This window comes from Agrobacterium sp. 22-210-1 (assembly GCF_053522525.1).
Window position 1 is genome coordinate 710,591 of sequence record NZ_JBNWCI010000003.1, and the last position, 22,593, is coordinate 733,183.

At 58.9% G+C, this 22,593-nt stretch carries 17 protein-coding genes; 15 read left to right on the forward strand and 2 right to left on the reverse strand.

Annotated features, from left to right (window positions below):
• Positions 1 to 5: 5 nt before the first annotated feature.
• From melA (ACQZ5F_RS21570) to ACQZ5F_RS21620, 11 genes are all read left to right on the forward strand, one after another.
• Positions 6 to 1,472: an alpha-glucosidase/alpha-galactosidase gene (gene melA, locus ACQZ5F_RS21570; RefSeq protein ID WP_080843060.1), complete on the forward strand. Its 1,467-nt coding sequence runs from the start codon at positions 6 to 8 to the stop codon at positions 1,470 to 1,472.
• A gap of 104 nt (positions 1,473 to 1,576) precedes the next feature.
• Complete coding sequence (locus tag ACQZ5F_RS21575; protein ID WP_225338167.1) at positions 1,577 to 3,664, forward strand: ABC transporter substrate-binding protein; 2,088 nt, start codon at positions 1,577 to 1,579, stop codon at positions 3,662 to 3,664.
• A gap of 206 nt (positions 3,665 to 3,870) precedes the next feature.
• Positions 3,871 to 4,878 carry an ABC transporter permease gene (locus ACQZ5F_RS21580; RefSeq protein ID WP_046801204.1) on the forward strand — a complete coding sequence of 336 codons (1,008 nt, stop codon included), beginning with the start codon at positions 3,871 to 3,873 and terminating at the stop codon, positions 4,876 to 4,878.
• A 19-nt stretch (positions 4,879 to 4,897) separates the two neighbouring features.
• Entirely contained in the window at positions 4,898 to 6,016 is a 1,119-nt protein-coding gene (locus ACQZ5F_RS21585) for an ABC transporter permease (RefSeq protein ID WP_225338210.1), read from the forward strand.
• Positions 6,017 to 6,028: 12 nt separating this feature from the next.
• Positions 6,029 to 7,696 (forward strand): ABC transporter ATP-binding protein, encoded by a 1,668-nt coding sequence (locus ACQZ5F_RS21590; protein WP_225338168.1) that lies wholly within the window; start codon positions 6,029 to 6,031, stop codon positions 7,694 to 7,696.
• Positions 7,697 to 7,718: 22 nt separating this feature from the next.
• The gene (gene melA / locus ACQZ5F_RS21595) at positions 7,719 to 9,092 is read left to right on the forward strand and encodes an alpha-glucosidase/alpha-galactosidase (RefSeq protein ID WP_137087899.1); all 1,374 of its coding nucleotides are present in this window, start codon (positions 7,719 to 7,721) and stop codon (positions 9,090 to 9,092) included.
• A 475-nt stretch (positions 9,093 to 9,567) separates the two neighbouring features.
• Positions 9,568 to 10,632: an HlyD family secretion protein gene (locus ACQZ5F_RS21600; protein ID WP_225338169.1), complete on the forward strand. Its 1,065-nt coding sequence runs from the start codon at positions 9,568 to 9,570 to the stop codon at positions 10,630 to 10,632.
• Positions 10,629 to 13,412 carry a ribosome-associated ATPase/putative transporter RbbA gene (gene rbbA / locus ACQZ5F_RS21605; protein WP_448730949.1) on the forward strand — a complete coding sequence of 928 codons (2,784 nt, stop codon included), beginning with the start codon at positions 10,629 to 10,631 and terminating at the stop codon, positions 13,410 to 13,412. The genes ACQZ5F_RS21600 and rbbA overlap by 4 nt, the downstream gene beginning before the upstream one ends.
• Positions 13,409 to 14,527: an ABC transporter permease gene (locus ACQZ5F_RS21610; protein WP_052820446.1), complete on the forward strand. Its 1,119-nt coding sequence runs from the start codon at positions 13,409 to 13,411 to the stop codon at positions 14,525 to 14,527. The genes rbbA and ACQZ5F_RS21610 overlap by 4 nt, the downstream gene beginning before the upstream one ends.
• Positions 14,528 to 14,664: 137 nt before the next feature.
• On the forward strand, positions 14,665 to 15,267 hold the full coding sequence (locus ACQZ5F_RS21615; RefSeq protein ID WP_448730950.1) for a hypothetical protein: 603 nt from the start codon (positions 14,665 to 14,667) through the stop codon (positions 15,265 to 15,267).
• A 218-nt stretch (positions 15,268 to 15,485) separates the two neighbouring features.
• Complete coding sequence (locus ACQZ5F_RS21620) at positions 15,486 to 15,632, forward strand: DUF1127 domain-containing protein (RefSeq protein WP_080843067.1); 147 nt, start codon at positions 15,486 to 15,488, stop codon at positions 15,630 to 15,632.
• 480 nt (positions 15,633 to 16,112) lie between these two features.
• Here ACQZ5F_RS21620 and ACQZ5F_RS21625 read toward each other — a convergent pair whose 3' ends face one another.
• Positions 16,113 to 16,556, reverse strand: a complete 444-nt coding sequence (locus tag ACQZ5F_RS21625) for a response regulator (RefSeq protein ID WP_046801212.1) — start codon at positions 16,554 to 16,556, stop codon at positions 16,113 to 16,115.
• A 374-nt stretch (positions 16,557 to 16,930) separates the two neighbouring features.
• Here ACQZ5F_RS21625 and ftsZ point away from each other — a divergent pair, with 374 nt between their 5' ends.
• The 3 genes from ftsZ to ACQZ5F_RS21640 all read left to right on the forward strand — a co-directional run bounded on the left by ftsZ (position 16,931) and on the right by ACQZ5F_RS21640 (position 20,067).
• Complete coding sequence (ftsZ, locus tag ACQZ5F_RS21630; protein ID WP_046801213.1) at positions 16,931 to 17,893, forward strand: cell division protein FtsZ; 963 nt, start codon at positions 16,931 to 16,933, stop codon at positions 17,891 to 17,893.
• Positions 17,894 to 18,293: 400 nt separating this feature from the next.
• Positions 18,294 to 18,992 carry a GntR family transcriptional regulator gene (locus ACQZ5F_RS21635; protein WP_225338171.1) on the forward strand — a complete coding sequence of 233 codons (699 nt, stop codon included), beginning with the start codon at positions 18,294 to 18,296 and terminating at the stop codon, positions 18,990 to 18,992.
• A 109-nt stretch (positions 18,993 to 19,101) separates the two neighbouring features.
• The gene (locus ACQZ5F_RS21640) at positions 19,102 to 20,067 is read left to right on the forward strand and encodes a dihydrodipicolinate synthase family protein (RefSeq protein WP_046801215.1); all 966 of its coding nucleotides are present in this window, start codon (positions 19,102 to 19,104) and stop codon (positions 20,065 to 20,067) included.
• A gap of 239 nt (positions 20,068 to 20,306) precedes the next feature.
• Here ACQZ5F_RS21640 and ACQZ5F_RS21645 read toward each other — a convergent pair whose 3' ends face one another.
• Complete coding sequence (locus ACQZ5F_RS21645; RefSeq protein ID WP_225338172.1) at positions 20,307 to 21,344, reverse strand: Ldh family oxidoreductase; 1,038 nt, start codon at positions 21,342 to 21,344, stop codon at positions 20,307 to 20,309.
• A gap of 379 nt (positions 21,345 to 21,723) precedes the next feature.
• Here ACQZ5F_RS21645 and ACQZ5F_RS21650 point away from each other — a divergent pair, with 379 nt between their 5' ends.
• A complete protein-coding gene (locus ACQZ5F_RS21650) occupies positions 21,724 to 22,530 on the forward strand; it encodes an ABC transporter substrate-binding protein (RefSeq protein ID WP_225245519.1) in 807 nt (268 codons plus the stop codon).
• The last annotated feature ends 63 nt before the right edge of the window (positions 22,531 to 22,593 follow it).

The window sequence follows — 22,593 nt, forward strand, 5'->3', positions numbered from 1 at the left end:
GCGTTATGAGTTTCAAAATCGCTATTATTGGCGCAGGCAGCGTCGGTTTCACGAAAAAACTGTTCACCGATCTCCTGTGCGTGCCGGAGTTTCGCGACATTGAAGTCGCGCTGACGGATATCAGCCAGCACAATCTCGATATGATCAAGGCGATCCTTGAAAAGATCGTCGAGGCCAATGGTTTTCCGGTGAAGGTGACAGCCGATACCGACCGCCGCCGGGCGCTGGAGGGTGCCAAATACATCATCAGCTGCGTGCGGGTCGGCGGTCTGGAAGCCTATGCCGACGATATCCGCATTCCGTTGAAATATGGCATCGATCAGTGCGTCGGCGATACGATCTGCGCCGGCGGCATTCTCTATGGCCAGCGCAACATTCCGGTCATCCTGGATTTCTGCAAGGATATCCGCGAGGTCGCGGCACCCGGCGCAAAATTCCTGAACTATGCCAACCCCATGGCGATGAACACATGGGCGGCCATCGAATATGGCAAGGTGGATACGGTCGGTCTCTGCCATGGCGTGCAGCACGGTGCCGAACAGATCGCCGAAATTCTCGGTGCGAAAAGCGTGTCCGAACTGGATTACATCTGCTCGGGCATCAACCACCAGACATGGTTTATCGATCTGAGGCTCAACGGCCGCAAGATCGAAAAGGACGAGTTGATCGCCGCTTTCGAAGCGCATCCGGTCTTCTCGCAGCAGGAGAAGCTGCGCATCGATGTGCTGAAGCGTTTCGGTGTCTATTCGACGGAAAGCAACGGCCATCTCTCCGAATATCTGCCGTGGTATCGCAAGCGGCCAGAGGAAATCGCCCGCTGGATCGACATGTCCGACTGGATCCACGGCGAAACCGGAGGGTATCTGCGCCATTCCACCGAAACGCGCAACTGGTTCGAAACGGAGTTTCCGCAGTTCTTGGCATCCGCCGCCAAGCCCATCGACCCGGCGAAGCGCTCCAACGAACATGCGAGCCACATTCTGGAAGCGCTGGAAACCGGGCGCGTCTATCGCGGCCATTTCAACGTCAAGAACAATGGCGTCATCAGCAACCTGCCTGCGGATGCGATCATCGAATCGCCCGGCTTCGTTGATCGTTTCGGCATCAACATGGTCTCGGGCGTGACGTTGCCGGAAGCCTGTGCTGCCACCTGCATGGCCTCCATCAACGTCCAGCGCATGTCTGTGCATGCGGCGGTGAGTGGCGATATCGATCTTCTGAAACTTGCGGTGCTGCATGACCCGCTGGTTGGTGCTGTCGCCACGCCGGAGGAGGTTTGGCAGATGGTCGATGAGATGGTCGTCGCGCAGGCGCGCTGGCTGCCTCAATATGCCGATGCCGTGCCGGCCGCCAAGGAGCGGCTTGCGAAATCCAGCGTCAAGACCCGTGACTGGGCGGGAGCTGCGCGCCGCAACGTGCGCTCCATCGAGGAATTGCGGGCCGAAAAATCGGCGTTGAAAAAGGCCGTTTGAGGAAAAGTGAGGAAACAGGCCGGCGGCAAAAGGGAGTTTGCCGCCCGGTCAGAACGATCAAAGAGGGTGGGCGGTCGAAGAGCTGCCATTTGGGAGGAATGACGATGTTACTTCAATGCAAGATTGGTATCATCTCGGCACTGGGTCTCGGTGTTTCGATGATCGCACTCAATGCGAATGCCTTCGAGACCACCACGCCGCCGGAGCCGCCGCAATTTCCGGCCGAAGGCAAGATCAATTATGTCGCGCGCGACTCGATCCTCGAATTCAAGGCGCTGCCAAATTACAGCGAACCCGACTGGGTCAGTGAGAAATTCGAAAAGACCGGCAAATTGCCGCCGCTGAAGGAGCGTTTGCCGGAAGAGCCGCTGGTCTACAAGGCGGCCAACATGCCCGACGGCGCCGGCGTTTACGGCGACACGATGCGACACGTTGTCGGCGGCAGGCCCGAAGGCTGGAACTATATTGCCGGCCAGAGCCAGGGTTGGGGTGGCATCGATATCGCCCTTTCCGAATGCCTGACGCGCACCGCACCGCTCTTCCAGGTGGATGCCAAGGACACCGAACCGCTGCCCAATCTGGCGAAAAGCTGGGAATGGTCCGAAGACGGCCACAGGCTGACGATGCATCTCGTCAAGGGCGCCAAGTGGTCGGACGGCGAAGCCTTCAACGCCGATGACGTGATGTTTTATTGGGAAGACGCCGTCGTCGATCCAAATGTGTCACCGCTTGGCGGCGGCGCATCGCCTGAGGCTTTCGGTGAGGGAACGACGCTCAAGAAGATCGATGATTACACCGTGGAGTGGACCTTCAAGGCCGCTTTTCCCAAGCAGTATCTCTACACCATGGCCTATCCGAGCTTCTGCCCCGGACCGTCGCATATACTGAAACCGCAGCATCCGAAATATTCCAAGAACACCTATAACCAGTTCAAGAACGCTTTCCCGCCGGAATATATGAACATGCCGGTCATGGGTGCTTGGGTGCCGGTCGCCTATCGGCCCGATGATATCATCGTGCTCAGGCGCAACCCCTATTACTGGAAGGTGGATGAAAAGGGCCAGCAGCTGCCCTATCTCAACGAGGTCCATTACAAGCTTTCCACCTGGGCCGACCGTGACGTGCAGGCCGTGGCGGGATCGGGCGATTTCTCCAATCTCGAGCAGCCGGAGAACTTCGTCGCCTCGCTGAAACGCGCCGCCGATCCCAATGCGCCGGCCCGCCTTGCCTTCGGGCCGCGGCTTATCGGTTATAATCTGCAGATGAATTTTTCCGCCAATGGCTGGGGCAATCCTGATGAGCGCGGGCAGGCCATTCGCGAGCTGAACCGCAACGAGGTGTTCCGCCAGGCCGTCACATCGGCCATCGACCGCAAGGCAGTCGGCGACTCGCTGGTGAAGGGACCTTTCACGGCGATCTATCCGGGTGGCATTTCGTCTGGCACCAGCTTCTATGACCGCGCCTCCACGGTTTATTACCCCTTCAATCTCGAGGCCGCCAAGGCCGCACTCGCCTCGATCGGCCTGAAGGATACGGATGGCGATGGTTTCCTGAATTTCCCAAAGGAAACGCTTGATGGTCGCAATGTCGAAATTACCCTTCTCGTCAATAACGGTTACGCGACGGACAAGAGCCTCGCGGAAGGTCTTGTTGGCCAGATGGCGAAACTCGGCCTGCGCGTCGTCATCAACAGCCTCGATTCCAACCAGCGCGACGCCGCCCATTATGGCGGGCAGTTCGACTGGCTGGTACGCCGCAACTCCACCGAGCTTTCATCGGTGGTGCAGAATACCGAGCAGCTTGCCCCTGTTGGCCCGCGCACCAGCTGGAACCACCGCTCTCCCGAAGGCAAGGAGCTCGATCTGATGCCGTTCGAGAAGGAGATGGCCGATCTGGTGCGGAAATTCATCTCCTCGCAGGACAATGCCGAACGGGCGGACCTGATGAAGCAATATCAGAAGGTCTACACGCAGAACCTCTATACGATTGGTCTCACCGAATATCCCGGCGCGCTGATCGTCAACAAGCGGTTCTCGAATGTGCCGCAGGGCACGCCGATCTTCATGTTCAACTGGGCTGAAGACGCCATCATCCGCGAACGCCTGTGGGTCGCGGCCGACAAGCAGGGCAAATACGAACTTTTCCCGCAGCAGCTTCCCGGCAAGCCGGGTGAGGGCGGGCCGATTAACTAAAGCATTTCCAGGAAAAGTGCGTAGCGGTTTTACGTCCGGAAAATGCGTAGAAACAAATAGCTAGCGCATTTCAAGGAAAAGGGACCCCGGTTTTCCGTCCGGAAATGCCAATACCTTAAAGTACTCCTCCCGGAGAACACCCGGTACCGGTCGCGCGTGAAGCGCGGCCGGAGACACACGGCCCACCCAAACCGAGGAGACCGTCGATGCTGCGATTTTTGACGATACGCGTTGCATCCGCCATTCCGGTGCTGCTGATCCTGAGTGTGGTGACCTTCGCCATCATTCAGGCGCCGCCCGGCGATTATGCCGATTACATCCGCTCGCAGCTGATGAACCAGGGCGGCGCGTCCTTCGAACAGGCGGAAGCGCAGGCGCAGGCCTATCGTGTCGAACACGGTCTCGATCAGCCGCTCGTGGTGCAATATTTCAACTGGATCGGTGGCATCGTGACGCGCGGCGATTTCGGCTACAGCTTTTATTACAACAAGCCGGTCGCCGATGTGGTTGGCGAACGCCTGCCGCGCACCATTGCGCTGGCGCTGGTCTGCCACATCTTTGCATCCGTTCTCGGCATCGGTTTCGGAATCTGGGCGGCCACACGGCAATATTCCTGGGTCGACAACCTGCTCTCCACCATCGCCTTTCTCGGCATGACGATCCCGCGTTTCCTTATGGCGCTGATCCTCGTCTATCTCATGGTGTTTCATTTCGACGTGTCCGAGATCGGCAGCTTCTTCTCGCCGCAATATGGCGGTGCACCGTGGTCGTGGGGCAAATTCGTCGATCTGGTCAGTCATGTCTGGCCGGTGGTCGCCATCGCCGTCTTCGGTGGGCTGGCCTATAATATGCGGGTGATGCGCGGCAATCTGCTCGATACGCTGAATGCGCAATATGTCGAGACCGCGCGCGCCAAGGGGCTTTCGGAAGGCGCCGTCATCATGCGCCATGCGGTGCCGAATGCCGTGCACCCGCTCGTCATGTATCAGGGGGTGGTGCTGCCCTACATGCTGAGCGGCGAGATCGAAACCGCCATCATCTTCGCGCTGCCGACCGTCGGTCCCGCCATCGTCGGCTCCATGGCAGTGGGTGATGTCTATGTCACTGCGACATTCATGATGGTGCTGGCCGCCACGCTCATCATCGGCAACATCATCGCCGATATGCTTCTGGCCATGCTCGACCCGCGCGTGCGCGAATTCGGGAGGGCCTGAGATGATGGCGTTTGACGAGATGAAGAACGAAACCGCCGTCCCCGCAAAACCCGACCGTTCCGCCCATGGCAATGAGAGCTATCTCGCGCTTGTCTGGCGGCGTCTGAGGCGCTCCTTCACCGGCATGGTTGGACTGGTGCTGGTGGTACTGCTGATCCTCATTGCCATCTTCGCGGATTTTTTTGCGCCGATGAACCCGCTCGAAACCCATGGCAGCTTTTCGCCGCCGCAGGTGGTGCGCTTCAGCGACAAGGACGGCAATATCAGCCTTTCGCCGCGGGTCTATGCCATCGCCGAGACCGAAGAGCTCGATCCGATCACCTTCCAGCCCATCGTCGGGCCGGACTATGACAATCCGGTTTATCTCGGCTTTTTCGTCAAGGGCGCAGAATACAAGCTTTTGGGTCTCATCCCGATGAGCCGGCATTTCTTCGGCTCGACGGATGGCCAGCCGGTGCATTTTCTCGGAACCGATAAATTCGGACGCGACGTGCTGTCGCGCGCCATCTATGGCTCGCGCATCTCGCTTGCCATCGCGCTCAGCGTCGTCGCCATCGTCACCGTCATCGGCACCAGCGTCGGGCTGATATCAGGATATTTCGGCGGGCCGCTGGATGCCTGGATACAGCGTTTCGTGGAAGTGGTGCTCGCTTTCCCGCAATTGCCGCTTTATCTCGCGTTGACCTCACTCATTCCTGTCACCGCGCCGACGACCGTTTTCCTCGTCTTCGTCGTCGGTGTCATGTCGGCGCTCGGCTGGGCGCAGATGTCCCGCGAAGTGCGGGGCAAGACGCTGGCGCTGGCGCGTATCGATTATGTCCGGGCGGCGATTGCCGTCGGGGCCACTGACCGGCGCATTATTTTCCAGCATATCCTGCCGAATGTGATGAGCCATGTGATCGTCGCCGTCACCCTGCATATTCCAAGCGTCGTGCTGCTCGAATCCTTCCTCGGTTTCCTCGGCTTTGCGGTGAAGCCGCCGCTCATCTCCTGGGGGCTGATGCTGCAGGATACCGCCACCTATTCCGTCATCGGTTCCTATCCATGGATATTGGCCCCGGTCGGTTTCGTGCTGGTCACCGTCTTCGCCTTCAACGCGTTGGGCGATGGCCTGCGCGATGCCGTCGATCCCTATTGAGAGGAGTGTGTCATGGTTGCTGCCCAGAACAACGCCTACGCCCCTGCGATCCGCCTCGATGCCGATGACCGTCAGGACGATGCCATTATCGACGCGCGCAATATTGCCGTGACCTTCAGGGTGGAACACGGCATCGTGGAGGCGGTGAAGGATATTTCCTTCCAGCTCTATCGCGGAGAGACGATCGCCATCGTCGGCGAATCCGGTTCGGGAAAATCGGTGACGGCGCGCACCGTCATGGGCCTTCTGACGAAGCGGGCTTCCGTTTCGAAATCCGCGACCGTGCGGTTCAATGGCGACGACATTCTGAAGTTCTCGAGCCGCCAGCGGCGAGCGTTGCGTGGCAACCGCATCTCGATGATCTTTCAGGAGCCGATGAGTTCATTGAACCCGATCTATACGATCGGTAGCCAGATCGTCGAGGCGATCCGCGTTCATTCGAGACTCAGTCGGAAAGAGGCCGAGGCAAGGGCGCTCGATCTTCTGCGGCAGGTGCAGATACCGGAGCCGGAAGCGCGGCTGAAGCAATATCCGCACCAGCTTTCCGGCGGCCAGCGGCAGCGTGTGATGATCGCCATGGCGCTCTCCAACGATCCTGACGTGCTGATTGCCGACGAACCCACCACCGCGCTTGATGTGACGGTGCAGGCGCAGATCCTCAACCTCATCCGCGACCTTCAGAAGAAGCGCGGCATGGCCGTGGTGCTCATCACCCATGACCTGACGATCGTGAAGCAGTTTTCCGATTACGTCTATGTCATGCAGCATGGCGAGATGCGTGAGCACAACACCACGGAAAAGCTCTTCGAAGCGCCGCAGCACCCCTATACGAAGAAGCTGCTCGGCTCCGAACCGCATGGCACGGCAAAGCCGCTGCCGGAAAATTCCGGCGTGCTGCTGACGGCGAGCGGTGTGCGCGTTTCCTTCATGATGCGTTACGGCGGGCTGTTCAAACCGGAACTGAAAGAGCTGATCGCCGTCGACAGTCTCGGCCTGACCCTGAGGCGGCACGAGACGCTGGGGCTGGTCGGTGAATCCGGTTCCGGCAAGACCACGTTCGGGCAATCGCTGCTGCGGCTGAACGAGCCGGTGGGCGGCGAGGTGATCTTTGATGGCGAGAGGGTCGATGGCCGCTCGCGTGCGGAAATGCGGCCCTTGCGTTCGCGTATGCAGATCGTCTTTCAGGATCCTTTTGCCTCGCTCAACCCGCGCATGACCATCGGCCAGATCATCGAGGAAGGCCTCATCATCAACGGTCTTGGCAAAACCAAGGCCGAAAGACTGGAGCGGGTGCGCGACGCGCTGGAGGCGGCGGGCATGCCCGGCAACATCCTCTCGCGTTTCCCGCACGAATTTTCCGGCGGCCAGCGCCAGCGCATCGCCATTGCCCGTGCAGTGGCGCTGGAGCCGGAATTCATCCTGCTCGATGAGCCGACCTCGGCGCTCGATCTCTCCGTACAGGCGCAGATCATCGATTTGCTCCGCAAGCTGCAGGATGAGCGGGGCCTGAGCTACCTGTTCATCTCGCATGACCTGAAGGTGGTGCGCGCACTCTGCCACCGCGTCATCGTCATGCAAAGCGGCAGGATCGTCGAGGAAGGCCCCGTCGAGGACGTTCTCACTCACCCAAAAACCGAATATACTCAGCGGCTTGTAAGGGCCGCCTTCGAAATCGCTTGAATGCCAAATGCCGGAGGTAGAAATGGCAAGAGATCCCAAGATCACATTTATCGGCGCAGGTTCCACTGTTTTCATGAAGAACATCATCGGTGATGTGCTGCAGCGTCCGGCCCTGTCCGGCGCCACCATCGCGCTGATGGACATCAACCGTGAAAGGCTGGAAGAAAGCGCCATCGTCGTCAACAAGCTGATCTCGACATTGGGGGCAAAGGCGAAGGCCGAGACCTATACCGACCAGAAGAAGGCGCTCGCCGGTGCGGATTTCGTCGTCGTCGCCTTCCAGATCGGCGGTTATGAGCCCTGCACGGTCACCGATTTCGAGGTGCCGCGCAAATATGGCCTGCGCCAGACGATTGCCGATACGCTCGGCGTCGGTGGCATCATGCGCGGCCTGCGCACCGTGCCGCACCTGTGGAAGATTTGTGAGGACATCCTTGCCGTTTGCCCCAATGCGATCATGCTGCAATATGTCAACCCGATGGCGATCAACACCTGGGCGATCGCGGAAAAATACCCGACGGTCCGGCAGGTCGGCCTTTGCCATTCCGTACAGGGCACGGCCATGGAGCTCGCCCATGACCTCGATATTCCCTACGAGGAAATTCGCTATCGTTCGGCCGGCATTAACCACATGGCGTTTTTCCTCGAATTCGAGCATCGTCAGCCCGACGGTAGCTACAAGAACCTTTATCCCGATCTCGTGCGCGGCTACCGCGAAGGCCGTGCACCAAAACCCGGCTGGAACCCGCGCTGCCCCAACAAGGTCCGCTACGAGATGCTGACAAGGCTCGGTTATTTCGTCACCGAAAGCTCCGAACATTTCGCCGAATACACGCCCTATTTCATCAAGGAAGGTCGTGAGGACCTGATCGAGAAATTCGGCATTCCGCTCGATGAATATCCCAAGCGCTGCATCGAGCAGATCGAACGCTGGAAAGGCCAGGCAGCTGCCTATCGTTCGGCCGAGAAGATCGAGGTCAAGCAGTCCAAGGAATATGCCTCCTCGATCATCAACTCGGTCTGGACCGGCGAGCCCTCTGTCATCTATGGCAACCAGCGCAACAATGGCTGCATCACCTCACTGCCGTCAGATTGTGCGGCGGAAGTGCCCTGCCTCGTTGACCATAACGGTGTGCAGCCCACCTTCATCGGCGAATTGCCGCCGCAGCTGACGGCGCTGATGCGCACCAACATCAATGTGCAGGAGCTGACGGTGCGGGCGCTGATGACCGAGAACCGCGAGCACATCTTCCACGCGGCGATGATGGACCCGCATACGGCGGCGGAACTGGATCTCGACCAGATTTGGTCGCTGGTGGATGATCTCCTCGTCGCGCACCGCGACTGGTTGCCTGAGTGGACGCAGGTGGAGGTGAAGCGGGCGCGGGCGGTGTAACGCGCGGTCGCTACAACAAATACGAGGCTGCAGGTTTCACCCTGCGGCCTTTGACTACTTAAGGTGCGGGCCCTCTCCTCCGTCATGCCGGAGGTGATCCGGCATCCAGCCACGGCGCGTCTGCGCCGTGAGAGGAGGGCCGCGTGCGATCAAGGACTTGATCGCGCCAGACCCCGGATCAAGTCCGGGGTGACGAGTGCGGATGACGCGGCCTTGCCAAACGAGGCCGTTTCATATGCCTTTGCAATCGTTGTCGCCTGCCATCGTCAACCGGTTCAGGGCCTTGCCCGAAACCTTTCATGCACTTGACTTGTGTCAAAGCCACGAAGCGCACCCTCACTTAAACAGCCGCATGACCCGGCCCATTTCCTCAAACAGAAGAAATGCCGGGTGCAAATTCTAAACGCGATGGTGGCTGGCATCTTCGGTTTTTACGTATTACGGTTGAAACCTGAAGGGTTCATGGGGAAGACGGATGTCTAAAAAAGGCTTGCTCATTGGTCTGGTGGTTCTGGTTATTGCCGGTGTCGCCTATTTCTCCTGGTCAAAACTGAAGGGGGAGGGACTGCCCGCCGGATTTGTGGCCAGTAACGGCCGGATCGAGGCTGTCGAGATTGACATTTCCACGAAAACCGCCGGCCGCCTTCAGGATATCATGGCGCGCGAGGGCGACTTCGTGAAGGCCGGGCAAGTGCTTGCGCAGATGGACACAGCCCAGCTGGAAGCCAAGAAACGTCAGGCGGAAGCGCAGCTTCGCCGTGCGAAAATTGCGATCGATACAGCCAACAGCCTCGTTGCCCAGCGTGAAGCGGAAAAAACCTCCGCTCAGGCGGTGGTGGAACAGCGCAAGGCCCAACTCGATTCCGCATCCAAGACCTATACGCGCTCAAAACAGCTGCTGACCGGCAACGCCGTCTCCCAGCAGATCGTTGACGACAGCGAAGCCGCCGAGCAATCCGCCCGCGCCACACTTGCCTCGGCGCAGGCCTCTCTCGCTGCTTCGGATGCTGCAATCAGCGCCGCCAAGGCACAGATCGTTGATGCTGAAGCGGCTGTCGATGCTGCGCAGGCCGATATAGAGAGCATTGAAACGGATATAGAAGATGCGACGCTGAAATCGCCGCGCGACGGCCGCGTGCAATATCGCATCGCCCAGCCCGGAGAGGTGCTTTCCGCCGGCGGCCGCGTTCTCAATCTCGTCGATCTCGGCGACGTCTATATGACGTTCTTCCTGCCGACGGCCGAGGCCGGCCGCACTTCCATGGGCTCCGATGTCCGCCTGATCCTCGACGCAGCGCCGCAATACACCATTCCCGCCAAGGTTTCCTTCGTCGCCGATGTCGCGCAATTCACTCCCAAAACGGTTGAGACCGAAGAAGAGCGCCAGAAACTGACGTTCCGGGTGCGGGCGCAAATTCCGCAGGAACTGCTGCAGAAATATATTCAATATGTCAAAACCGGTCTGCCCGGCATGGCCTATGTCCGGCTTGATCCGCAGGCGGCCTGGCCTGGAAACCTCGAACGCAATCTCGTCAAGTGACGGTGGCCGCCGTGGTCGCGTCTCCCCAAACGAACGACAAGAACGCACCGGTCGCGCGATTGACCGATGTGCGGCTGACTTTTGGCAGCACGGTAGCGCTGGCCGATATATCGGTGGAGATCCCCGCCGGCCGGATGATTGGCCTGATCGGGCCTGATGGCGTCGGCAAATCCAGCCTGCTGTCGCTCGTCTCCGGTGCGCGCGCCATCCAGAAGGGCAAAGTGGAGGTTCTGGGCGGCGATATGTCCGATCCACGCCACCGCGAGGATACCTGCCCGCGTATCGCCTATATGCCGCAGGGTCTTGGCAAGAATCTTTATCCCACCCTGTCCGTCTTCGAGAATATCGACTTTTTCGGCAGGCTGTTCGGGCAGGGCGGCAGGGAGCGGCAGGCGCGTATTGCCGAATTACTCAAGAGCACCGGCCTCGAGCCATTCGCCGACCGCCCCGCAATGAAACTTTCCGGCGGCATGAAGCAGAAGCTCGGGCTTTGCTGTGCCCTCATCCACGATCCGGACCTGCTCATTCTCGATGAACCGACCACGGGCGTCGACCCGCTGTCGCGCCGGCAGTTCTGGGAACTGATCGATTCCATCCGCGCCGGGCGTCCGGGCATGAGTGTGATCGTCGCCACGGCCTATATGGAAGAAGCCGCCGGTTTCGACTGGCTGGTCGCCATGGATGGCGGCAAAATCCTCGCCACCGGTTCACCCGCCGAACTTCTCGAACGCACTTCGACCGCCAATCTCGATGCCGCCTTCATCGCGCTTCTTCCGGAAGAAAAGCGCAAGGATTATCACGAGGTGCATATCGCGCCACGCAAGGTGACGGATGATGGTGACTATGCCATTGAGGCGTCGCATCTCAGCATGCGCTTCGGTGATTTCACCGCCGTCGACAATGTCAGCTTCAAAATTCCGCGCGGCGAGATTTTCGGCTTTCTCGGCTCGAATGGTTGCGGAAAATCCACGACCATGAAGATGCTGACCGGGCTTCTGGCCGCCAGCGAAGGCGAAGCGAAGCTCTTCGGGCACAAGGTGGATGCCAGTGACATGGCGATCCGCCACCGCGTCGGTTACATGAGCCAGGCGTTCTCGCTCTATTCCGAGCTGACGGTGCGCCAGAACCTCGATCTGCACGCGCGGCTGTTCAAGCTGCCGGAAGAAACCATTCAGCCGCGTATCGCCGAGATGGCGGAGCGTTTCGATCTCGGCGCCGTTATGGAAACCATGCCTGACGACCTGCCGCTCGGCATCCGCCAAAGGCTGTCGCTGGCGGTGGCGATGATCCATTCGCCTGATATTCTCATCCTTGATGAGCCGACCTCGGGTGTCGATCCGGTGGCGCGGGACGGCTTCTGGCAAATCCTCGCCGATCTCTCGCGTAACGATAATGTCACCATCTTCATCTCCACCCATTTCATGAACGAAGCGGAGCGCTGCGACCGGATTTCGCTGATGCATGCCGGCAAGGTGCTGTTCAGCGATACGCCAGACGCGATCACCAGAAGTCGCAATGCCGCAACGCTCGAAGAGGCCTTTGTCGCCTATCTCGAAGATGCGTCCGGTGTAAAGAAGACGCAGGCCGCCGCCGTTCCTGCTTCGGCAGCGGCCGTGCCCGCGACGCCGCATGCAGCGCCCGCCCGCAAACGGTTTTTCGATGTCAGGCGCATGTTCAGCTATACGCGGCGCGAGGCGCTGGAACTGCAGCGAGACCCCATTCGCGGCACGCTGGCGGTGCTTGGCAGCGTCATCCTGATGTTCGTGATCGGATATGGTATCAATCTCGATGTCGAGGATCTGACCTTCGCGGTGTTGGACCGTGACGATTCCACCATCAGCCGCGATTACGTGCTCGACATAGCCGGCTCGCGTTATTTCATCGAGAAAGAACCGATCCGCGATTATGCCGATATGGACAGGCGCATGCGTGACGGCGAACTCAGCCTTGCCATTGAAATCCCGCCCGGTTTCGGCCGCGATGTCTTGCGCGGAAAGACGGTGGAGGTCGGCGCATGGATCGACGGTGCCATGCCGCAGCGGGCCGAGACGGTGCGTGGTTACGTGCAGGGCATGCACCAGACATGGCTGGCGCGCAAGGCCGCCGAGATTTACGGCAGCGCCGCCACGCAAAGCACATTCAGCATCGAGACGCGGTATCGTTATAATCCAGACGTCAAGAGCCTCGTCGCCATGGTGCCGGCGGTTATTCCGCTGTTGCTGATGCTCATCCCCGCCATGTTGGCGGCGCTCAGCGTCGTCCGGGAAAAGGAGCTTGGCTCCATCGTCAATCTTTACGTGACGCCGACCACGCGGCTGGAGTTCCTGATCGGCAAGCAGCTTCCCTATGTCGCTCTCGGCATGCTCAATTTCCTGCTGTTGACGGCATTCGCCATCTTCATCTTTCAGGTACCCTTCACGGGAAGTTATCTCGCTTACGCAACGGGAGCGCTGCTCTTCGTCATCATCGCCACATCCATCGGCCTCGTCATGTCGTCTTTCATGAAGAGCCAGATCGCGGCGATCTTCGGCACGGCCCTGTTGACGCTTATTCCGGCCACGCAATATTCGGGCATGATCGATCCCGTTTCGTCGCTGCAGGGGGCGGGGGCCGTCATCGGCAATATCTATCCCGCCACCTATTTCATGACCATTTCGCGCGGCACCTTCTCCAAGGGACTGGATTTCGCCGGGCTTTCCGGCTCGTTCCTGCCGCTCATCATCGCCATTCCGCTGCTGCTCATCGCCGGTGCCGCTCTTTTGAGGAAACAGGCGTCATGAGGTTGTTTTCGTCCAACATCTTCCAGCTCGGCATCAAGGAACTGCGCGGGCTTGCGCGTGATGGCATGCTGCTGCTCCTGATTGTCTACGCTTTCACGCTGCAGATCTATACCGGCTCCAGCGCATTGCCGGAAACACTCAACAATGCCGCCATCGCCATTGTCGATGAGGATCAGTCGCCGCTTTCCGGGCGCATCAGTACGGCGTTTTATCCGCCCTATTTTGCGCCGCCGAAGCAGATTTCGATTGCGGAAATGGACAAGCGCATGGATGCCGGGCTCGATACTTTCGCCCTCAATATTCCACCGGATTTCCAGCGCCGGCTGATGGCCGGGCAACAGCCCGCCATCCAGCTCAATATCGACGCCACCCGCATGAGTCAGGCTTTCAGCGGCGGCGGTTATGTTCAGACCATCGTGACGAGCGAAGTTCAGGAATATATCAACCGCTATCGCGGTGTGACTTCGGTGCCGGTAGATCTGACACTGCGCTCTCGCTTCAACCCGGAACTGGACAAATCCTGGTTCGGCTCGATCAACAACATCATCACCGCCATCACCATGCTGTCGATCGTGCTGACCGGGGCGGCGCTCATTCGCGAGCGTGAGCATGGCACGGTGGAGCATCTGCTGGTCATGCCGGTCACGCCGCTGGAGATCATGCTTAGCAAGGTCTGGTCCATGGGCCTTGTCGTGCTGGTGGCTTCGGCATTTTCCCTCTTCGTTGTTGTCCGGGGTCTGCTTGCCATTCCCATAGAAGGCTCGCTCTTGCTCTTTCTGCTTGGAACCGCCCTGCAGCTCTTCGCCATGACGTCGATGGGCATATTCCTCGCAACGGTTGCCGGGTCCATGCCGCAGTTCGGCATGTTGCTGATCCTGTTCCTGCTGCCGTTGCAGGTGCTTTCCGGCGCCATGACGCCACGTGAAAGCATGCCTGATATCATCCAGTATCTCATGCTTCTCGCACCCAACACTCATTTCGTCATCCTGGCGCAATCGGTGCTTTTCAGGGGCGCCGGGCTGGATGTGGTGTGGCCGCAACTGCTGGCGCTGCTGGCTATCGGCTCAGCGCTCTTCGTCTTTGCGCTTCGCCGCTTCCGGCGTTTCCTGCGCTGAGGTGAGCGAAACCCGCCGTTTTTCGACCGCTTCCGGACAAGTTGAATTAATTGTGTTCGGTAACGGTATGTTCGCCTTCCGGGAATATGCCTATGAGGACGGCTGGGTAAAAGCGGGCTTTGTTCAGGAGTAGCATAATGAATATTGCAGCACGTCTGTCTTTGACGGCCATGATCGCACTGGCTGCGACATCATCTTTCGCCTCTGAGGATATGACTTCGGAGACGAGCGAGGCGATATTCGGTTTCGCTGGCGCCATGACGAAAGAAGACATGCTGAAAAGTGCTGCGCTCATTCCAGTGGAATATGAAAGAAACGCCACTATCGGCGGCGGCTACCAGTTTTATCCCTACAGTATCGGCAATGTAAAACTGGGCGGCGAGATCGGCATTGCCGCCAGATTTGGCAAAGGCTTCACTGGCGAGGTCTGGGCGGGCCCGGTCGCCCGTTATGAGCAGATCAGGCTTGGGGAGCGGCTGTTCATCACGCCGAGCTTCACCGCCGGTCTCAGCCTTGTCACGGATGCGCAGCCGGGCCGTGAGCGCGAGCAGGAAATCAAGGACGACGGCAATGCCAATGTCCTGTTTTATCTCGGGCCGGAAATCAATGTCTCCTTCAGCGAGGATTCATCGACGGAATTCTTCTGGCGCCTTCACCACCGTTCCGGCGGTGGCAAAACTTTGGGCAATATGAAGGGCGCTACAAACGCCAATGTATTCGGTGTCCGCTACAAGTTTTGAGATGACAGCGCCGGGTAAAGCCTCGCGAACCGGCTGAATTTCAGTCACGTTTCTTTTTCGTTGCAAACCGTCACGAGGTACCCTTGCGTCTGGCGCATGGGTGTATTGCCTTATTCTGCCTGTTCATTGGGCATGAGAAAGCGCATATAGAGGGCATCAAAGGACGCCGGAACGAAAACGTTGCTGACGTCACCTAAACCTCAAGAAAGGGTCATGTCATGAACGTAGCACGCAGCTTTAACAATTGGCGCAAATATCGTCAGACCATCAACGAACTGGGCCGCATGAGCACCCGTGAACTGCACGATCTCGGTCTCGACCGCAGCCAGATCACCAGCGTTGCCCGCGCCGCAATCGGCAAATAATCAAGACGATTATTGTCGTGTCTTAATGCCCAAACGCCCGCTTCGCGGGCGTTTTTGTTTTGGCGCATCATTCAATTTCTTCGTCACCTTTTGGCGCTTGTAACGAAGTTTTGCCCGGCTGCGTGAAATAGGCAGTCTGCGGTTTTTGCAGACGATGCGACAAGACGTGAAGCTGTGGCATCGATATCCCATAGCGTGAAATTCGTCATGCACCAAATGCATATCTGTACTGCAAGCTTATGCCTGTGAAATGCGCAGGAAAATGCTATCTTCAAATCATCGAAACGGATGTACCTCCTCCCACATCCTTTTTGTAATGCGGGCGATCCTACTCCTCCTCCCAAGGATTGCCCCAGGGACAGCGGTTTCCTCCTCCCATATCGCTGTTCATCTTTTCAGAAGCCTGCCGCACCTCCTCCCGCGGCAGGCTTTTCTGTTTTCAGCCTTATCTTCAGGTCAGCTTAATTTTAAGGAAGTGCCTCAGTCGAAAGCCATCATGCCGATGGGTGTCACCGCATGCGTGCCGGCCCGTTTGGCAAGCGCGTAGGACAGGCATTGTCCCACTGCGTCCTGCGGCACGGGCTTGGCAATCACTCCGGCGCCAATGCCCAGATTGACGACCACTTCCGGGTTTGCCGTCATGAAAATCACCACCACGCCATGATCCTGGGAAAGACGGCGGCCGATCTCCGGGCCAGTCTGGCCATCGGCAAGGTTGACGTCGACGAAGGCGATGTCGGCGCGGCTGCCGAGCGCAACGGCCTCATCCAGCCGGTTGGCGATGCCGATGACATCTGCCTCTTCATCCGCCTGGAGAATGGAATCCTCTATGTCCATGGCGATGAGGAACTCATCTTCGACGATCAGCACCCGCGGCTGTTCCATGCGGAAACCCGGTTCGCTTTGCAAGACGTCTGCCAACATATGCCTGCCTCCATTCTGTGCGCCAAGCGCGGTCGGCAAGCAAACACTTGTCGGCACAACTCGTTCCAAACTGAGATAAACATAGTGAATGGAGTGTAAACGGCGTGCCTTTTCGGCTATCACAATTCAATAGCGAAGCAGTTGATTCGGTTTGGTTTTCATCCGGGGGAAGGGTGGGAGAACGTTGCCGTAGCGCATCTTTCGCCGCTGGAGCACAAGTCTTTTGGCCGCAATCGGCCGATAGCTTATATGCAATTCAACGCGTTAAAGCCTCCTTCGTGCGCCAGGAAGGAAGTGCCGGAACGCCGCCGATCATTCGCGTGCCGCGGCCAAAACGGCGCGGGACACTATGAGTTTAGAAAGAGAATAACACGATGACCCAGTCTCCGCGCGCTTCGATTGCCCGCAACACTCCCAATATCGCTGTCGTCGGCGTTGGTGGCGGTGGCGGAAATGCGATCAACAACATGATCTCCGAGGGCATTAGCGGGGTCGATTTCATCGCCGCCAATACGGACGCGCAGGCGCTGAAGAAAACCAATGCACCGCGGATGGTGCAGCTCAGTTCCGAGCTGACCGGTGGACTTGGTGCAGGGGCCGATCCGGAGGTCGGTCGGCAGGCGGCGATCGATTCACTCGATGAGATCATGGATCACTTGAGCGGTTACGACATGTGTTTCATCACCGCCGGCATGGGCGGCGGCACCGGCACGGGTGCGGCCCCGGTAATTGCGGAAGCCTGCCGGGCAAAGAACATCCTCACCGTTGGCGTTGTTACGCTTCCCTTCAGCTTTGAAGGTGCGCGCCGCATGCGGGCTGCCGAATACGGCTTTGCCAACCTGCTCAATACCGCCGATACCGTCATCGTCATTCCCAACCAGAACCTGTTGCGCATTGCCGACGCTGGCACCACCTTCGAGAATGCGCTGAAGACGGCCGACAAGGTCCTGTCGCTCGGCGTGCGTTGCGTCACCGATCTCATTCTGCGCGAGGGTCTCGTCAATCTCGATTTCGCCGATGTGCGCTACGTCATGAAAAATGGCGGCCGGGCGCTTATGGGCACGGCGCAGGCCAAGGGTGAAAAGCGCGCCTCCGAAGCGGCGGCCGCCGCCATCGCCAACCCGCTGCTCGGCGAACCGTCGCTGAAAGAAGCGCGCGGTGCGCTTGTGGCCATCTCCGGTGGCAACGATCTGACGCTTTATGAGATCGATGAGGCGATGACGCTGGTGCGCGAGGCTGTCAGCGAGGAGACGGATGTGGTGATGGGCGCTTCTTTCGATCCGACGCTGGACGGGGCTTTCAAGATCTCTGTCGTGGCCACCGGCCTGCGGAACTGAGGCGCAGCTACAGCGACAGGGAGTTACGGGGGAGTACGAGGGTGCGGCTCGTTTCTTCTCCCCGCCGGGGAGAAGGTGGCCCGAAGGGTCGGATGAGGGGGCAACGTTGCCGAATATCTCTACCCTTGCCCCCTCATCCCGCTGCCGCGACCTTCTCCCCGAACGGGGAGAAGAAACAGGCGGCGTGCTCCCCGTTCCCCGATAAACTAAGCGGCGACATTTTATAAACAGCGTACACGCCACAAACCGAACAATTAAAAGCCGTCGCGGGTAATTTTCGCGACGGCTTTTTGTTGTTTTTGAACAATTATTCCGCCATTCGGGGAGGCGGGGCTGCAACGCGTCGTTGATAACGAAAAAAGATAATAGTACTCTTTATGTCGACAAGAAGGATTTGGCTATGACGGAAATAATTGCTTCTGCCGAGCGCAAGCGCGGCTCCGGCGTGAAGATGGTCTATGATCTGCTGCGCGACGAGATTCTCGATCTGGTCCTGCCGCCGGGAAGCCCCATTGACGAGGTGCAACTTGCCGAACGGTTCAAGATGTCGCGCACGCCCATACGCGAGGCGCTGGTGCGGCTTTCGGGTGAGGGGCTGATCGATACGTTGCCGAACCGCTCGACCATGGTGTCGAATATCGATTTCCTCAACATGCACACCTATTTCGATGCGCTGGTGCTGATGTACCGGGTCACCACCCAGCTTGCGGCGCAATATCACCGCCCCGAGGATCTTGCGGGAATCCGTGCCCACAATGCGGAATTTGCCATTGCGGTGGAAGAGCAGAATGCGCTGGCAATGATTTCCACCAACGCCGCACTTCATCTTTCCATCGCCGAGGCAGGCCGAAACCCCTATTTCACCAGCCTGTTCAAGCGCCTGCTGGATGAGGGGCGGCGCATTCTGAGACTTTATTACCAGTCCTATGAGGACCGTCTGCCGAAGCGTTTCGTCCATGACCATGACGCAATGATCGCCGCCATCGCCGCGCGGGATATCGCCCTTTCCGAAAAACTGGCGCGTGAACATGCGGAACAGATCGTGCAGCAGGTGCAGAAATTGCTGGTGCGAAATGAGCGGTTGGAAATAAATCTGTAGCTTGTCGATTTCTTGTCGACAAATAAAATACAAGATAGTAATGTCCTTGTTGAAAGGGTGGCGCATCGCTGCGTCCATTCCTGAGAACCATGTGCCTTAGGAGCTAATAATGACGGCCAGCATTTTTTCCGGCGTGATTCCCGCCTTGATGACCCCCTGCAAGGAAGATCGCACCCCTGATTTTGATGCGCTTGTGCGCAAGGGCAAGGAATTGATTGCCGATGGCATGTCGGCCGTCGTTTATTGCGGTTCCATGGGCGACTGGCCGCTTCTCACCGATGAGCAGCGCATGGAAGGCGTGGAGCGCCTGGTCAAGGCCGGCATCCCCGTTATCGTCGGCACCGGTGCGGTCAATACGGCGTCCGCCGTGGCGCATGCCGCGCACGCCCAGAAGGTTGGTGCCAAGGGCCTGATGGTCATTCCCCGCGTCCTGTCTCGCGGTTCGGTCATCGCGGCCCAGAAGGCGCACTTCAAGGCCATTCTCTCGGCCGCTCCTGAAATTCCGGCGGTTATCTACAACAGCCCCTATTACGGTTTTGCCACCCGCGCAGATCTCTTCTTCGCGTTGCGTGCCGAACACAAGAACCTGATCGGCTTCAAGGAGTTCGGCGGTCCGGCTGATATGCGTTACGCAGCTGAAAACATCACCAGCCGTGATGATGAAGTGACCCTGATGATCGGCGTCGATACCGCCGTTTTCCACGGCTTCGTCAACTGCGGTGCAACCGGCGCCATCACCGGCATCGGCAATGTTCTGCCGAAGGAAGTGATTCACCTGTGCAAGCTGTCGCAGGCCGCTGCCAAGGGTGATGCGGATGCCCGCACCCGCGCGCTGGAGCTGGAGCAGGCGCTTGCCGTTCTCTCCTCCTTTGATGAAGGTCCGGATCTGGTTCTGTATTTCAAGCACATGATGGTGCTGAAGGGCGACAAGGAATACACGCTGCATTTCAACGAAACCGACGCCCTGACGGACAGCCAGCGCGGTTATGTCGAGGCGCAGTTCAAGCTGTTCAACAGCTGGTATGCCGACTGGAGCAAGCTTCCCGGTGCCGTTCAGACCTGTAAGGCTGCCTGAGCAGTCGCTGACGTGAAAACAAAAGGCCCGCAAATGCGGGCCTTTTTTGCATGTTATGAGGTTTGATCGTTCCCCGGCTTCGACGTCATCCTCGGGCCTGTCCCGAGGATCTGCCAACGTATAGTCAAATCAATCGGTTGCAGATGCTCGGGACGGGCCCGAGCATGACGGAGGAGAGGTTTGCGGTCTTCGCCATCACGTCAGGCCCTCGGCCTTTCGTATATCGCTCCCCAACGCGGTCAGGAGACCGCGTCCAGCCCCTTCTCCAGCAATCGGTCGAGCCCGGCCATTTCTGCTGCGGTCAGCGTGATACCCTCGCTTTCGGACTTGGCGCGTGCGACGAAGCGGCGGCCGGAGGGCAGGCGGGCGCCCTGGCCGATGATGGCGTCGAACAGCACTTCCGCGCGCTGGAACGGGTCGCCGGGGCGGCCCCTGGCGAAGGCTTCGGGAGAGAAGGCGACAATCAGCTCGCCGTGTGTGGGGGCGAGCGCCGTGCTGCCGAGAAAGTCGAGGGCTTCGGGGCTGGTCAGGTCGCCGATCATGATACCGGCGAGAAGTTCGATCATGGTGCCGATTGCCGATCCCTTGTGCCCGCCGAAAGGCAGCATGGAACCGGCAAGCGCGGCTTCCGGGTCGGTCGTCGGCCTGCCTTCAGCGTCCAGCGCCCATCCTTCCGGCAGGGATTTGCCTGCGCGACGGTGCAGTTCGATTTCGCCGCGCGCCGCAACAGAAGTGGCGAAATCGAAGACATAGGGTGATGTATCCTTGCGCGGCCAGCCGAAAGCGAAGGGGTTGGTGCCGAGAAGCGGTTTGCTGCCGCCAGTGGGGGCAACGGCGGAATAGCTGGGGCACATCACCAGCCCGGCAAGGCCGTTCTCGGTCAGCCCCTCGATTTCCGGCCAGAGCGCCGAGAAATGCGTGCAGTCATTGATGACGAGTGCGGCGATGCCCGAACGTTTCGCCCGCTCCACCAGAACCGGCAGGCCCAGTTCGAAAGCTGGGTTGGCAAAGCCGCCATTGGCGTTGACCTTCACGATCGCCGTGCCGTCATCTTCGGCCACATCAGGGATCGCGTCAGGCTTCACCTTGCCGGCCTTGACGGTGCGCAGCGCGCCCTCGATGCGGTAGATGCCGTGCGATTTGCAGGCGTCGCGCTCGCCGGCGGTGATGACGCGGGCAAGCGCTCCCGACTGCACGTCATTCAGCCCCGCTTTGCGGAAAATTTCTTCAACCCGCTTTGAAAGCGCATCAATGGTCAGGGTGGTGGCGTCGCTCATCATGATCCTCCGATATCTGCTCGCACATCTTGAATACATAAAGTATACAAAGGCGGGTCTATTGCAACTCGTCTTTTCGGTGAAGCGCCATGAAAGCGTAAATCGGCATCGAAGATACAGAGTTTTCTGTTTTTGTGACGGTTTCCTCTTCCCTCGCATTCCCGGGCGGCCCGCGGCATTCGCGTCGGCTCAAGTCCTTGGGCTGAAAAGAGTCTTTTCTTCACGCCCCCACACAACCACCCATGCGGCAAATCCCGATTATTCGCAGCTGCAAAATTCTTTTTGTATACTAGTTGTATTTTTATGTTGATTTATCGGCCCCATAGGGAAATAGTGACCGGGCCTTCAAAGGCAGACCAATTGTGGGAGCAAATAAAGAATGAAAAAATCGGTCATCATCGCCGGCCTTCTGGCCACCACTTCCGTTATCACGCCGGCCAAGGCCGACAAACTTGACGACATCATTTCCGCCGGTACGCTGCGCTGCGCCGTCGTGCTCGATTTCCCGCCCATGGGTTCGCGTGACGACGCAAACAACCCTGTTGGCTTCGACGTCGATTATTGCAACGATCTCGCCAAGGCGCTCGGCGTCACGGCTGAAATCGTCGAAACGCCTTTCCCCGAGCGCATTCCCGCCCTTATGTCGGGCCGCGTTGATGTCGGCGTTGCGTCGACCTCCGATACGCTGGAGCGCGCCAAGACGGTCGGCATGACCGTGCCTTATTTCGCCTTCGAAATGGCCGTTACCGCCAATGACAAGTCGGGCATCAAGTCCTTCGAGGACATGAAGGGCAAGACGGTTGGCGCAACCGCCGGCACGTTCGAAGCCATCGCGCTCGAAAAGTCGGTCAAGGAATGGGGAACCGGCGAGTTCCGTCCTTACCAGACGCAGGCCGATGTCTTCCTCGCTCTGAGCCAGGGCCAGATCGACGCCACCGTTTCCACTTCCACGGTTGCGCAGTCCAACGTCAAGGGCGGCAAGTTCACCGGCATCTCGGTGGTCGGCAAGGCGCCTTACGACATCGACTATGTCGCGCTCTTCACCAACCGTGACGAATACGGTCTCATCAACTACCTGAACCTCTTCATCAACCAGCAGGTTCGTACCGGCCGTTACGCCGAACTCTACGAAAAATGGGTTGGCGGCGAGGTTCCATCGCTCACCGTCAACGGCGTTTATCGCTGATCAGGACTTTTCGTAAACGGCGCGGTCGAAATGATCGCGCCGTTGATCGTTTCTGAAAAGGCG

Coding starts and splice junctions, on each gene's coding strand:
- melA (WP_080843060.1), top strand. CDS start 6: ATGAGTTTCAAAATCGCTATTATTGGCGCAGGCAGCGTCGGTTTCACG.
- ACQZ5F_RS21575 (WP_225338167.1), top strand. CDS start 1,577: ATGTTACTTCAATGCAAGATTGGTATCATCTCGGCACTGGGTCTCGGT.
- ACQZ5F_RS21580 (WP_046801204.1), top strand. CDS start 3,871: ATGCTGCGATTTTTGACGATACGCGTTGCATCCGCCATTCCGGTGCTG.
- ACQZ5F_RS21585 (WP_225338210.1), top strand. CDS start 4,898: ATGAAGAACGAAACCGCCGTCCCCGCAAAACCCGACCGTTCCGCCCAT.
- ACQZ5F_RS21590 (WP_225338168.1), top strand. CDS start 6,029: ATGGTTGCTGCCCAGAACAACGCCTACGCCCCTGCGATCCGCCTCGAT.
- melA (WP_137087899.1), top strand. CDS start 7,719: ATGGCAAGAGATCCCAAGATCACATTTATCGGCGCAGGTTCCACTGTT.
- ACQZ5F_RS21600 (WP_225338169.1), top strand. CDS start 9,568: ATGTCTAAAAAAGGCTTGCTCATTGGTCTGGTGGTTCTGGTTATTGCC.
- ACQZ5F_RS21610 (WP_052820446.1), top strand. CDS start 13,409: ATGAGGTTGTTTTCGTCCAACATCTTCCAGCTCGGCATCAAGGAACTG.
- ACQZ5F_RS21615 (WP_448730950.1), top strand. CDS start 14,665: ATGAATATTGCAGCACGTCTGTCTTTGACGGCCATGATCGCACTGGCT.
- ACQZ5F_RS21620 (WP_080843067.1), top strand. CDS start 15,486: ATGAACGTAGCACGCAGCTTTAACAATTGGCGCAAATATCGTCAGACC.
- ACQZ5F_RS21625 (WP_046801212.1), bottom strand. CDS start 16,556: ATGTTGGCAGACGTCTTGCAAAGCGAACCGGGTTTCCGCATGGAACAG.
- ftsZ (WP_046801213.1), top strand. CDS start 16,931: ATGACCCAGTCTCCGCGCGCTTCGATTGCCCGCAACACTCCCAATATC.
- ACQZ5F_RS21635 (WP_225338171.1), top strand. CDS start 18,294: ATGACGGAAATAATTGCTTCTGCCGAGCGCAAGCGCGGCTCCGGCGTG.
- ACQZ5F_RS21640 (WP_046801215.1), top strand. CDS start 19,102: ATGACGGCCAGCATTTTTTCCGGCGTGATTCCCGCCTTGATGACCCCC.
- ACQZ5F_RS21645 (WP_225338172.1), bottom strand. CDS start 21,344: ATGAGCGACGCCACCACCCTGACCATTGATGCGCTTTCAAAGCGGGTT.
- ACQZ5F_RS21650 (WP_225245519.1), top strand. CDS start 21,724: ATGAAAAAATCGGTCATCATCGCCGGCCTTCTGGCCACCACTTCCGTT.